11 protein-coding genes, 2 tRNA genes and 2 rRNA genes are annotated in these 12056 nt (G+C 59.3%); 8 read left to right on the plus strand and 7 right to left on the minus strand.

Translation table 11 applies throughout. The features are described 5' to 3' along the window. Both mutY and DV520_RS11530 read right to left on the minus strand, forming a co-directional pair. The coding region (gene mutY, locus DV520_RS11525) for an A/G-specific adenine glycosylase (protein WP_117142960.1) at nt 1-694 on the minus strand (694 nt) is incomplete at its 3' end. Nucleotides 695-708: 14 nt separating this feature from the next. Then, nucleotides 709-1602, minus strand: coding sequence for an RluA family pseudouridine synthase (locus DV520_RS11530; RefSeq protein ID WP_117142961.1), 894 nt, complete (start codon nt 1600-1602; stop codon nt 709-711). 86 nt (nt 1603-1688) lie between these two features. Between DV520_RS11530 and DV520_RS11535 the strand changes: the two genes are divergently transcribed. The 8 genes from DV520_RS11535 to DV520_RS11570 all read left to right on the plus strand — a co-directional run bounded on the left by DV520_RS11535 (nt 1689) and on the right by DV520_RS11570 (nt 10018). After that, nucleotides 1689-2225, plus strand: a complete 537-nt coding sequence (locus DV520_RS11535) for a flavodoxin domain-containing protein (RefSeq protein ID WP_117142962.1) — start codon at nt 1689-1691, stop codon at nt 2223-2225. Nucleotides 2226-2615: 390 nt separating this feature from the next. Then, nucleotides 2616-4085, plus strand: coding sequence for a ribosomal protection-like ABC-F family protein (gene abc-f / locus DV520_RS11540; RefSeq protein ID WP_117142963.1), 1470 nt, complete (start codon nt 2616-2618; stop codon nt 4083-4085). 70 nt (nt 4086-4155) lie between these two features. Then, nucleotides 4156-5364, plus strand: coding sequence for a radical SAM family heme chaperone HemW (gene hemW, locus DV520_RS11545; protein WP_117142964.1), 1209 nt, complete (start codon nt 4156-4158; stop codon nt 5362-5364). Nucleotides 5365-5390: 26 nt separating this feature from the next. Continuing rightward, the gene (gene apgM, locus DV520_RS11550; protein WP_117142965.1) at nt 5391-6626 is read left to right on the plus strand and encodes a 2,3-bisphosphoglycerate-independent phosphoglycerate mutase; all 1236 of its coding nucleotides are present in this window, start codon (nt 5391-5393) and stop codon (nt 6624-6626) included. A 53-nt stretch (nt 6627-6679) separates the two neighbouring features. Next, nucleotides 6680-7954, plus strand: coding sequence for a DUF1015 domain-containing protein (locus DV520_RS11555; protein ID WP_117142966.1), 1275 nt, complete (start codon nt 6680-6682; stop codon nt 7952-7954). After that, on the plus strand, nt 7951-8829 hold the full coding sequence (gene ispE, locus DV520_RS11560; RefSeq protein ID WP_117142967.1) for a 4-(cytidine 5'-diphospho)-2-C-methyl-D-erythritol kinase: 879 nt from the start codon (nt 7951-7953) through the stop codon (nt 8827-8829). The genes DV520_RS11555 and ispE overlap by 4 nt, the downstream gene beginning before the upstream one ends. Before the next feature lie 120 nt (nt 8830-8949). After that, nucleotides 8950-9579, plus strand: a complete 630-nt coding sequence (gene spoIIR / locus DV520_RS11565) for a stage II sporulation protein R (RefSeq protein WP_117142968.1) — start codon at nt 8950-8952, stop codon at nt 9577-9579. 73 nt (nt 9580-9652) lie between these two features. Further along, entirely contained in the window at nt 9653-10018 is a 366-nt protein-coding gene (locus DV520_RS11570; protein WP_021918952.1) for a VOC family protein, read from the plus strand. A 53-nt stretch (nt 10019-10071) separates the two neighbouring features. On the opposite strand, the gene DV520_RS11575 is transcribed toward DV520_RS11570, so the two are convergent. The 5 genes from DV520_RS11575 to DV520_RS11595 all read right to left on the minus strand — a co-directional run. Continuing rightward, entirely contained in the window at nt 10072-10548 is a 477-nt protein-coding gene (locus DV520_RS11575) for a pyridoxamine 5'-phosphate oxidase family protein (protein WP_242984700.1), read from the minus strand. Nucleotides 10549-10629: 81 nt separating this feature from the next. Continuing rightward, nucleotides 10630-10745: ribosomal RNA gene (gene rrf / locus DV520_RS11580) — 5S ribosomal RNA — on the minus strand. Nucleotides 10746-10798: 53 nt separating this feature from the next. After that, a tRNA-Glu gene (locus tag DV520_RS11585) sits at nt 10799-10873 on the minus strand. Between the two features lie 2 nt (nt 10874-10875). Continuing rightward, nucleotides 10876-10951 (minus strand) — tRNA-Lys (locus DV520_RS11590). 137 nt (nt 10952-11088) lie between these two features. Next, nucleotides 11089-12056 (minus strand): 23S ribosomal RNA (locus DV520_RS11595); the annotation flags it as partial.

The following is a 12056-nucleotide window of genomic DNA, read 5'->3' on the forward strand; positions in this document are numbered from 1 at the left end:
CCCGCCGGGGCTTCTTGGCCGGGCGGACCGGCAGGTCTTTGGTTCTCCCCTGTTTTCTGGCCTGGCAGAATGCCTCCGCCGGGCATTGCTGGCACAGAGGCGCCCCGTTGGGCAGGCAGACCATAGCTCCCAGGTCCATCATGGCCTGATTGAACTGGCCAGGGAAATCCAAGGGGATAATCTCCTGCAAGGCCGCCGTAAAATGGCGCTTGCCCTGGGTGGTGGTAATATCCGTGTCATCCCCCATCACTCGGGCGGCCACCCGCAGCAGATTGCCGTCCACCGCGGGGACAGGCTGGCCAAAGGAGATGGAGGCAATGGCCGCGGCGGTATAGTCTCCCACCCCGGCCAGGGAACGGATGTCCCCATAGTCTGTGGGAAATACCCCGCCAAAGGTGTCCACAATCTGCCGGGCGGCTTTCTGGAGATTTCGTGCCCGGCTGTAATAGCCCAGCCCCTGCCACAGCTTCATCAGCTGGTCCTCCGGAGCCGCCGCCAAATCCTGTACCGTGGGAAAAGCGTCCATGAACTTGGCAAAATACCCCAGCACCGCCGCCACGCGGGTCTGCTGCAGCATGATCTCCGACACCCACACCCGATAGGGGGTGGGCTCCCGCCGCCAGGGCAGGTCCCGGGCATGTTCCCCATACCATTGGAGCAGGGGGATGGGAAGAAAAGATAACGTATTGAGCATCTCTATTTCTCCTGTTACTTTGCAATGAGCAGCGCAGACAGTGCCGCTGGCAGAGGGGACGACAGGGCAATCTCCTCCCCGGTGACGGGCTGGCGCAGCCGAAGGGCGGCCGAGTGGAGGGCAAACCGCTGGGGAAGAGCCTCCAGCTCCGTCCCATAGAGGAAATCCCCGGCCAGCGGGCAGCCTAAAAACGCCATGTGCACCCGGATCTGGTGGGTCCGCCCGGTCTCCAGGCGCAGCGCCACCAGGCTTCGCCCGGCGCCGGTTCGCTCCACGGCATAGTGGGTCCGGGCCCGGGCGCCCTGGGGGCATACCTGCCGCTTCAGCACCGACCCCGGCAGCCGGCTAATGGGCTGGTCCACACAGCCCCGGCGGGGCACCGGCACCCCTTGGCATACCGCCAGGTAGGTGCGCGCCAGCTCCCCCGTCCGCAGCTGGTGCTGGAGCCGCTCGTGGGCGTGGGCGTGCTTGGCCACCGCCATGAGGCCGGAGGTTCCCCGGTCCAGCCGGTTCACCGGATGGAAGGCCGCCACCAGCCCCTGGTCCCGGTAGTGGGCCAGCAGAAAGTTGGCCAGCGTGTCCCCATGGTGCCCCTGGCTGGGGTGGACGGGGACGCCCCCCTCCTTCTCCACCACCACCAGGTCCTCGTCCTCATAGCGGATGGTCAGGGGACCGGGAACCGGCGGAATCTGTTCGCTCCCCGCCACGTCCCCCACCGCCACCGAGAGAAGCTGTCCCGCCCGTCCTGTTTGGTTGGTGAACACAGGCTGCCCGTCCAGCAGAATGCCGTCCGGCAGGGTCTTGGCCCGCCGGACACTGGCGGCGGACAGCAGAAGCTCCTGCCGGAGCAGGGTGTGAACGGTCCTCCCCGCCTGGGCCTCTCCCAGGCGCAGGGTCAAACGGCGCATAGACAGACCTCCTCTCTTTTCTCTGGCGTTGCCGCGTTTTTTGTGGTACACTTTCCTTATGACAGCATCCCAAAGGAGGTTATCCGATGAATGGCATCATTCTCTATGGCAGCCGCTACGGCGCTGCCCGGCAGTATGCCCAAGCACTGGAGGAGAGGACAGGCCTCCCCGCCGTTTCCTACGCAGAGGTAAGGGACTTCGGCCCTTTTGACACCATTGTCTATGTGGGCGGTCTCTACGTCGGCAAAACCACCGGCCTGGCCAAAACCGCCAGACGCCTGCCCACAGACCATCCCTTCCGCCTGTTGGTGGCCACCGTGGGCCTGGCGGACCCGGCCAACGAGGACAATCTGCTCTCCATTCGGGAGTCCCTGGCCAAGGAGCTCTCCCCCGGCATCTTTGTCCGGACCGCTCATGTCCCTCTGCGGGGGGCCATAGACTACCAGGCGCTGAGCACCAAGCACCGGCTGATGATGAAGGGGCTTTGCGCCATTCTCCGCCGCCAGCCCGTGACCGAACGCACCGCCGACACCCAGGCCCTGCTGGATAGCTATGGAAACGCCGTCAGTTTTATCGACTTTGATACCCTGGCCCCCATTGAGGCCTGGCTGAAAAAAGGATGAAAGCGGGTTGATTATACCACCAAACCAGGGTCTCTGGCAACTCCCACCCCGGGCCTGACAGGGGTGTTTTTCTCCCTCGCCCAGTTGGCGCCGCCTGGTTGACGAATCGCCCTTTCTGTGCTATGCTAAACCCATCGTATGGAAAATGAGAGGGGAACCCATGATTCAAATTTCTTGCTAATCCAACGGAATCCGCAGCATGTCCAGGGAAAAAAGGGCTTGCTGCGCCAAAAGCAAGAATGTGAAGAATCTGCTCCCCGGACCTTTCCCTTCCCCACCGCTCTGGTGGTGTTTTGTATTGTCCTGAGCCGCAAGAAGACTTCCTTCTTGCGGCTCTTATTTTTTGCGGATTTCCCCTCTTCAACGGCCAGAGAAAGGAGTGCTGCGCCTATGTCTATGATCAAAGTGGAAGATCTCACCTTTTCCTACCCGGCAAGCCATGACCGCATTTTCGACTCGGTGTCCTTTCAAATCGACACCAACTGGAAACTGGGGTTTGTGGGCAGAAACGGAAGGGGAAAGACCACCTTCCTCCAGCTTCTGATGGGAAACTACCCCTATCAGGGGACCATCGTCTCCTCCGTCCCCTTTGACTACTTTCCCTACCCCGTGGCCGACCAAACCCAATGGACCCAAGATGTCCTCCAGTCGGTCTGTCCCCAGGCCCAGTCATGGGAACTGCTCCGAGAGCTGTCCTACCTGGACGTGGACCCCGAGGTCCTTTTCCGTCCTTTTGCCACCTTGTCCAAGGGAGAGCAGACCAAGGTTCTTCTGGCGGCGCTCTTTCTCAAGGAGGGACATTTCCTGCTGATTGACGAACCCACCAATCACTTGGACACCCAGGCCCGGGACTTGGTCTCTGCTTACCTGCGAAGAAAGCAGGGCTTTATCTTAGTCTCTCACGACCGTCACTTTTTGGATGGCTGTGTAGACCACATTCTATCCCTCAACCGCGCCAACATCACCGTGCAAAACGGGACCTTCTCCACCTGGCTGGAAAACTTTAACCGGCAGCAGGCCTTTGAGCAGGCCCAAAAGGAAGGGCTCCAGAAGGACATCGCCCGCCTGCGGAAGGCGGCCCGGCAGACCTCCGTCTGGTCTGACCGAATCGAGGAGAAGAAATACGGCGCCGGGCCGGTGGACCGCGGATACATCGGCCACAAGGCCCAAAAGATGATGAAGCGCGCCAAGGCCATAGAAGCCAGGCAGCAGCAGGCAATCCAGGCCAAATCCGGCCTTTTGCAGAACTGGGAACCCTTGGAATCCCTCAAACTCTCTCCCCTGCCCTGCCGGGGAGACCGGCCTTTGGCGGTCTTTTCCCAGGTCAAAGTCCAGTATTGCGGACGGGATGTCTGCGGCCCGGTCTCCTTTGCCCTCCATCCCGGAGAACGGGTGGTTCTGGATGGGAAAAACGGGAGTGGGAAAAGCAGCCTGCTCAAGGTCCTGCTGGGGGAATCCATCCCACACAGCGGCACCATCACCACCAGTGCCGGCTTGGTGGTCTCCTATGTCCCCCAGGACACCGCCCACCTGAACGGGCTGTTGTCCCATTTCGCGGAAAAACACCATTTGGACGAGAGTCTCTTCAAAGGGATTCTGCGAAAAATGGGGTTTGAACGGGTGCAGTTTGAAAAAAAGATGGAAGATTTCTCTGCGGGCCAGAAAAAGAAGGTTCTGCTGGCCGCCAGTCTCTGTCAGCCCGCCCATCTGTACGTGTGGGATGAGCCCCTCAACTTCGTGGATCTCCACACCCGGCTCCAGATTACCTCCCTGCTCCGGCAAGCCCAACCCACCATGCTCTTTGTGGAGCATGACCGCGCCTTTCAGGAGGAGATCGCCACCCAAAAAATCTCCCTGTAATCCTTTCTTGCCATCTGTGCCAAAGATGCGTATAATAGGTGTGGATTCACGCAGGATTGGAGTGATCTTTGTGGCCAACACCTTTGGCATCTATATCCACATTCCCTTCTGCAAGAGCAAATGCGACTACTGTGACTTCTACTCCCTGGCCGGTCAGGAGGAGCAGATGGACCGCTACCAGCGGGCGCTGCTGACCCACCTGCGCTCCTTTGGCCCCCGGATGAAGGGCTGGGTGGCGGATACCGTCTACTTTGGCGGCGGCACCCCCTCCTACTATGGGGAAAAACGCCTGCGGGAGATTCTCTCCCTGATTCAGCGGTTGTTTACCGTCAGCCGCCAGGCGGAGATCACCGTGGAGTGCAACCCAGACAGCGTGGACTGGCGCTCCATGGCCCGTCTGCGCCGCAGCGGGGTCAACCGCATCTCCCTGGGGGTGCAGTCCGCGGACCCCCAGCAGCTTCGGTGCCTCCACCGCATCCACTCCCCCAAGCAGGTGGTCCAGGCGGTGGCGGACATCCGGCAGGCCAAAATCAACAACCTAAGCCTGGACCTGATCTACGGTCTGCCCGGTCAGACCATGGCCTCCTGGGAGGACACGCTGCACAAGGCCATGAGCCTGTCCCCTGAGCATCTCTCCTGCTACGGCCTGAAAGTGGAGGCGGACACGCCCTTGGCCCACCAGGTCTCCCTGGGGCTCTCCCTGCCCGACGGGGATGCCCAGGCCGATCTCTACCTCCGGGCTGTGGAGCTTTTGCAGCAGGGAGGATACCGGCAGTATGAAATCTCCAACTTTGCCAAGCCAGGCAGGGAGTCCCGGCACAACCTAAAGTATTGGACAGGCCGGGAGTACCTGGGCTTCGGCCCTGGGGCACACTCCTATTTCGGCGGTCAGCGCTATGCCTATCCCCGGGACCTGGAGGGATACCTCCAGGCCATCGCCGCCGGCGCGGCCCAGCTGGAGGAGATTCAGCCCATCACCCCGCCGGAACAGGCCCGGGAGTACCTGATGCTCCGCATGCGCACTCTGCGGGGCATCGAGGAATGGGAATACCGCCGAAAGTTCGGCCTGAATTTTGAGCCCATCGCCCGGCGGCTGGAGTTTTTCGAGAGCCATCACTGGGCTGAGCAGTCCGATCACCGGTGGCATTTCACCCCCCAGGGCTTCCTGCTCTCCAACACCTTGATTTTAGAGCTTTTAGATGCCCAGTCGGGCACCATCCAAGAGCAAACGTACTGGAAGGAACTCATCGGCCAGCCCGATTCCGACCAGGACCCATAAATTTTCCATCCCGGAAAGGAGAACCCATGAAATACATCTTGATCATCGGAGACGGCATGGCTGACAATCCCGTCCCCACCCTGGACAACAAAACCCCCCTTCAGCACGCCGCCATCCCCGTCATGGATGGGTTGGCCGCCAAGGGTGAGGTGGGCAATGTGGTCAACTGCCCCGCCGGTCTGCCCGCCGGCAGCGACACCGCCATTCTGTCCATTTTCGGGGCAGACCCCAATGTCTGCTACACAGGCCGCTCCCCCTTGGAGGCTGCCGCCACAGGCATCCAGCTCCAGCCCGGAGACATTTCCTATCGGTGCAACATGGTCACCTATGAGGACAGCGACCTCCCCTTTGAGGAAAAGCGTATCCTCTCCCACTCCGGCGGTTCCATTGAAGGGAACCAGTCTATCCAGCTGATTACCGACCTCTTCCGGGACCCCGCCTTCCAGCAGGCCGCCCAGCAGGCCGGCATGGTGGTCCACCCCGCCGCCTCTTTCCGGCACATCGCCGTGCAGTCCGGGGCCTCCATCACCGGGATCTCCCTGCTTCCCCCCCACGACCATCTGGGGGAGGTCATTGGTCCCCTGCTCCCCTCGGGCAACGACAACGCCCAAGTGCTCAAATCTCTCATGAAGCTGGCTCACCAGGTCCTGGACCACCACCCCATCAATGAACAGCGCCGGGCGGAGGGAAAGCGCCCCGCCAACGGCGTATGGTTCTGGGCGGAGGGCAGCGCCGTGGCCCTGGAATCCTTCTGGGAAAAGTACCACAAAACCGGCACGGTGATCTCCGCGGTGCCCCTGTGCTTCGGCATCGCCCGTCTGTCCGGTCTGGATATTCGGGAGGTCCCGGGCGCCACGGGAGAACTGGATACCAACTATGAAGGCAAGGTTGCCGCCGCCCTGGAGGAACTGCGCAGCGGCAAGGACTTTGTGGCCGTCCACGTGGAGGCCCCTGACGAGTGCACCCACAACGGGGACCTCCCCGGCAAACTCCAGGCCATCGAGTGGCTGGACAGCCGGGTGGTGGGGCCCTTGACCCAGGCCCTGGCGGAAGAGGGCACGGATTACCGGCTGCTCATTCTCTCCGACCACAAAACCCTCACCGCCACCCGGGGACACGACGCCGACCCCGTCCCTTATCTGCTCTATGACAGCCGGAAAGACACGGGTCTGGGCCTTCCCTACTGTGAAGAATCCGGCCAAAAGGGTCCTGCCTACCCCGCCGGCGCCCCGGTGCTGATGAAAAAACTCTTTGCACTGTAAGTCCCTATCCTACGACATACCCGAATCACTATCACGAACGGAGGAACACCCCTATGCATGAAACCGCCTTTTCCCCGGCCAACATCCTGCTGCCTCAGGACTGCGGCCTGACCAAATGGGCCGTGGTGGCCTGCGACCAATACACCTCCCAGCCGGAATACTGGGAGCGAGTAGACCAATTCGTCGGTGACGCCCCCTCCACCCTCCGGCTGATCCTGCCGGAGAGCAAGCTGGAAAGTGAGCACGTGGAGGAGGAGATTCAGAAAATCAATCAGACCATGGAGCAGTACCTGGAAGAGGGCCGCCTGCGGGAGCTGGAGGATGCCATGATCTTTCTGGAACGCAAACTCTCCAACGGGAAAACCCGTCTGGGCCTGATTGGCAAGCTGGATCTGGAGCAGTACAGCTACGAGAAGGGGTCCGGCACCCCCATTCGCGCCACCGAGGGCACCGTTCTCTCCCGCATCCCCCCCCGGATGAAGGTCCGGAAAAACGCGCCCATCGAATTGCCCCACATTATGGTCCTCATCGACGACCCCAAAAAAGAAATCATCGAGCCCTTCCTGCGGAAGGAGAGCAAGAAGCAGATGCAGATGATTTACAGCACCACCCTGATGGAACAGGGTGGCCGGGTCTCTGGGTATCTTCTCTCCAAGGAACAGGCCGACAAGGTGCAGAAGCAGCTGGCCGGCCTGGCAGACCCGGCCCGTTTCGCTCAATTCTACCACGCCGAGGGCAAGCCTGTGCTGACCTACGCCATGGGCGACGGCAATCACTCCCTGGCCACCGCCAAGGCCTGCTGGGAGGAGCTCAAGCCCACTCTGTCCGAGGCGGAGCGCCAAACCCACCCCGCCCGTTACGCCCTGGTGGAGCTGGTCAACCTCCACGACGACTCCCTGGAGTTTGAGCCCATTCACCGGGTCCTCTTCGGGGTCGATCCCAAGCAGCTTTTGGCGGACCTGCTGGCGGCATATCCCGGCGCCCACTATGGGGCAGGGGAGGGCCACCAGATCACCTATGTCCTGCCCGGGGAAAGGGGAATCCTTACCGTCCCCCATCCCACCGCTCAGTTGGAGGTAGGAACCCTCCAGACCTTCCTGGACCAGTATCTGGAGGCCCATGGAGGCAAAATTGACTACATCCACGGCGAGGACGTGGTGGAGCAGTTGGTGCAGCAGCCTGACAGCATCGGCTTCCTCCTCCCCGGCATGGGAAAAGACCAGCTTTTCCCCACCGTGATCTTCGACGGCGCGCTGCCCCGAAAGACCTTCTCCATGGGAGAGGCCCACGATAAACGGTTCTACCTGGAGGCCCGGAAAATCAAGTGAGCTCTCTCACCCTCTCCGCCCCCGCCAAGCTCAACCTGACCTTGGATATTTTGGGGACCCGGCCCGACGGCTACCATGAGATGGAGATGGTGATGCAGTCGGTCTCCCTGTGTGATGAAATTCATCTGCATTTGGGCTTTCCCGGAGGCATCCGGGCGGAGTCCGGCCTGCGCTTTCTGCCCAATGACAAGGGCAACCTGGCCGTGGCCGCTGCGGTGGCCTTTCGGCAGGCCACCGGCCAGAGCTGGACGGATCTGCGGATTTCCATTGAAAAACGCATCCCCGTCTGCGCCGGCACCGCCGGCGGGAGCAGTGACGCCGCCGCCGTTCTCCGGGGGCTCAATCTCCTCACCAACGCGGGCCTTTCCCTCCAGGACCTGGCCCGGATTGGCGCGGCGGTGGGCTCCGACGTCCCGTATTGCGTGCTGGGCGGCACCGCCCTGGCCCAGGGACGGGGGGAAACGTTAACCCCGCTGCCCGCCCTGCCCGCCTGCTTGTTCGTCCTATGTAAGCCCCGGTTTTCCATCTCCACCCCTGCCCTGTTTCGGGAATGGGACAAGAAAAGGCGCCATCTCCGCCCGGATACCAAGGGAACCCTGGCCGCCTTGGCACAAGGGGACCTGCTGGGGATTGCCCGCCGGACGTTCAATGTCTTTGAGGGAGTTCTTCCTCCCCACCAGCACCGGGAAATCGAAGCAATCAAACATACCATGATCCAAGCCGGTGCGCTGGGCGCCGCGATGAGCGGCAGCGGTCCCACCGTGTTCGGGATCTTCTCTCAGGCATCCCAGGCCCAAGAGGCTTGGGCACAGCTGCGGGAGGACTACGACGAGGTCTTTCTGGCAGAGCCCCTGGTGCAAAACAGCATACCTTGAGCGCGTCGTGAAAAAATTTTTTCTCCATGCGTTTCCCAGCGGAATGGGACCTGCCCGTGTATAAAACGAAAAAACACCGTCCATACTTTCAGCAAATACGAAAGTGGACGGTGTTTTTTTATGAAAGCATTACATAGTTTTTCCTTTCCTTGGCGTCGGGTGCTGGCCTTGTTCTTCGCCTTTCTCGTGTGTACTGCCCTTTGGGCCGAGGCCACCCAAGCTCAGTTGGCGGAAAAGGTAATTCGTCTCCATGTCCTGGCCAACTCAGACAGCCAAGCCGACCAGACCCTCAAGCTGCAGGTCCGGGATAAAATTCTGGCGCAAACGGCCTCCCTGCTCTCCGGCCAGGAATCCGCAGCCCAAGCCGCCGCCATTTTACAGGACAACCTGGACGCACTGGCCCAGACCGCCGCCCAGGAAATCGCCGCCCGGGGCTATCACTACCCTGTAAAGGTCTGTCTGGAGGAAACTTGGTTCCCCACCCGGCAGTATGAAAATGTCTCCCTTCCCGCCGGAAATTATCAGGCCCTTCGGGTGCTCATTGGTGAGGGCGCAGGAAAAAACTGGTGGTGTGTGGTCTTTCCCTCCCTCTGTCTCTCCGCTGTCACAGAGGAATCTCTGCAAACCGCCGGTCTGTCCCACCAGGAGTATGCACTGATCAGTGAGGAATCTCAGCCATACACCATCCGATTCAAAGCTGTGGAATGGTGGGAGGCCTGTAAACATTGGTTTTCCAGAAACGAATCGTAACACGCTCTTGCCGGGATGGCACTTCTATGCTAAACTAAAGACAATCCCATCATAGGCAGAGAGGAGTGTTTCTATGACCTTTTCCTGGGCCACCATTCGTGTACGGAACCTGGAGGACAGCCTTGCCTTCTATCACAACCTGCTGGGACTGCCCATCCATGATCGCTTTGGTCCTCCTGGACATCAAATCGTCATGTTAGGCACAGACCCCGGCACGAAACTGGAACTCATTGAAAGCGCCGAGCCCCTGCCGGAGGTTCCAGCCCCCGGTCTCTCCCTGGGATTTGCGCCAGAAAACATGCGCAAGCTTCTGTCCACCTTGGAGGCGGCCGGAATCTCCTGCCCGCCCCCTATGTCCCCCAATCCATCCCTTCGTTTCTACTTCATACAAGATCCCGACGGGTATGTGATTCAGCTAGTGGAGACACTCTCCCCTTAAACAGACACCCAATCAAAAAGCACAGGTCGTTTTGACCTGTGCCTTTTCTTTGTTCATCCATGGGCTCGCCCGCTGAGCTCCACCACAGTTAAGCAGAACACGCAGGTCCTGTTGAGTACCGCTTCCGGGAACGTCCAATCTGTCCGGTCAGAATAGTGCTTCATAATAACCTGCAAGCCCGCTGTCTTTTCTTCCGGCGTCTTCAGTTCTGTAATCGTTCCTTCCCCCACCACACTTTGATAGGCCACCGAAAAATCACAGGGCTTTTCATCTGGCTTCAGCTGACGATTGGTGTCCAATTCAAATCCCGCATAGCCCAGCTTCCGGCATAGCTCCACCTTCCGCCCTGCTGCTGCACTGTGAAAATAGAACTTGGACACGCCGTCCTCCCGGTGATATCCAAAACTCAGGGGTACAATATAGGGATGGGTGCCATCCGCAAAGGCCAGCCGAACACAGTCGCAGCTTTGAATGATGGCGTCGATTTGTTCTTTCTCCGTGACCGCTAAGTCCTTTCTTCTCATTTCCATGCCATTTCCTCCCACAGCCAAACAATTTTCTTTATTATAGCAATAAAAAACAGGACAGTCAACTGACTGTCCTGTTTCCTATGTTGGCGTTACCTATTTTTCCAGTTCGTCTCCAAACAAGTATCTTCGGCGCAAGTGAGCTTAACTTCCGTGTTCGGGATGGGAACGGGTGGACCCTCACTGCAATCAACACCAACTCGCTGTCGCAATAACAGCTTATCAAATTTTTCGCGTCTTGTCAACCAAAACGTGGTGACCCGTACGGGAATCGAACCCATGTTTGCGGCGTGAGAGGCCGCCGTCTTAACCGCTTGACCAACGGGCCGTTGGTACACCTTCAGGGACTCGAACCCTGGACACCCTGATTAAGAGTCAGGTGCTCTACCAGCTGAGCTAAAGGTGCATACTGACTCAGTTTCATTCCCTTGCTTTCTTTTCCCTCAAGAAAAGGTTGTGGCAATATCCACACCCTCAAAACCGAACAAAGTAACCGCCATACCCCAAGCAAGCGCCTGCACTTCTTACTCTTAACCTGAGACTCAGGTCAAGCCCTCGGCTGATTAGTACCGGTCAGCTCCATACATTACTGCACTTCCACCTCCGGCCTATCTACGACATAGTCTCTGTCGTGCCTTACTCCTCGAAGGATGAGAGATCTTATCTTAGGGAAAGTTTCACGCTTAGATGCTTTCAGCGTTTATCTCGTCCGCACTTAGCTACCCTGCTATGCCGTTGGCACAACAACAGGTGCACCAGAGGTGCGTCCATCCCGGTCCTCTCGTACTAAGGACAGCCCCCTTCAAATCTCTTACGCCCGCAACAGATAGGGACCGAACTGTCTCACGACGTTCTGAACCCAGCTCGCGTGCCACTTTAATCGGCGAACAGCCGAACCCTTGGGACCGAGTACAGCCCCAGGATGTGACGAGCCGACATCGAGGTGCCAAACCTCCCCGTCGCTGTGGACGCTTGGGGGAGATCAGCCTGTTATCCCCAGGGTAGCTTTTATCCGTTGAGCGATGGCATTTCCACTCACATACCACCGGATCACTAACTCCAACTTTCGTTACTGCTCGAGCCGTCACTCTCGCAGTTAGGCTGGCTTATACGTTTACACTCACCGCACGATTTCCGTCCGTGCTGAGCCAACCTTTGAGCGCCTCCGTTACCTTTTAGGAGGCGACCGCCCCAGTCAAACTGTCTGCCTAACAGTGTCCCCCGACCGGATTCACGGCCGCAGGTTAGAAACCCAGCAATCCAAGAGTGGTATCCCAAGGGCGACTCCATACGACCTGACGACCGTACTTCCATGTCTCCCACCTATCCTGTACATGAATTACCGAATTCCAGTATTAAGCTGCAGTAAAGCTCCATGGGGTCTTTCCGTCTAGTTGCGGGTAACTGGCTTCTTCACCAGTACAACAATTTCGCCGGGTGGGCTGTTGAGACAGCGCCCAAATCGTTACGCCATTCGTGCGGGTCAGAACTTACCTGACAAGGAATTTCGC

The sequence above is a fragment of the Evtepia gabavorous genome, assembly GCF_003425665.1.
Taxonomy (GTDB): domain Bacteria; phylum Bacillota; class Clostridia; order Oscillospirales; family Oscillospiraceae; genus Evtepia; species Evtepia gabavorous.

Bases quoted from the DNA above. Each gene is read 5' to 3' on its own strand.
- DV520_RS11530 (WP_117142961.1), bottom strand. From the start codon at position 1,602: ATGCGCCGTTTGACCCTGCGCCTGGGAGAGGCCCAGGCGGGGAGGACC.
- DV520_RS11535 (WP_117142962.1), top strand. From the start codon at position 1,689: ATGAATGGCATCATTCTCTATGGCAGCCGCTACGGCGCTGCCCGGCAG.
- abc-f (WP_117142963.1), top strand. From the start codon at position 2,616: ATGTCTATGATCAAAGTGGAAGATCTCACCTTTTCCTACCCGGCAAGC.
- apgM (WP_117142965.1), top strand. From the start codon at position 5,391: ATGAAATACATCTTGATCATCGGAGACGGCATGGCTGACAATCCCGTC.
- DV520_RS11555 (WP_117142966.1), top strand. From the start codon at position 6,680: ATGCATGAAACCGCCTTTTCCCCGGCCAACATCCTGCTGCCTCAGGAC.
- spoIIR (WP_117142968.1), top strand. From the start codon at position 8,950: ATGAAAGCATTACATAGTTTTTCCTTTCCTTGGCGTCGGGTGCTGGCC.
- DV520_RS11570 (WP_021918952.1), top strand. From the start codon at position 9,653: ATGACCTTTTCCTGGGCCACCATTCGTGTACGGAACCTGGAGGACAGC.
- DV520_RS11575 (WP_242984700.1), bottom strand. From the start codon at position 10,548: ATGGAAATGAGAAGAAAGGACTTAGCGGTCACGGAGAAAGAACAAATC.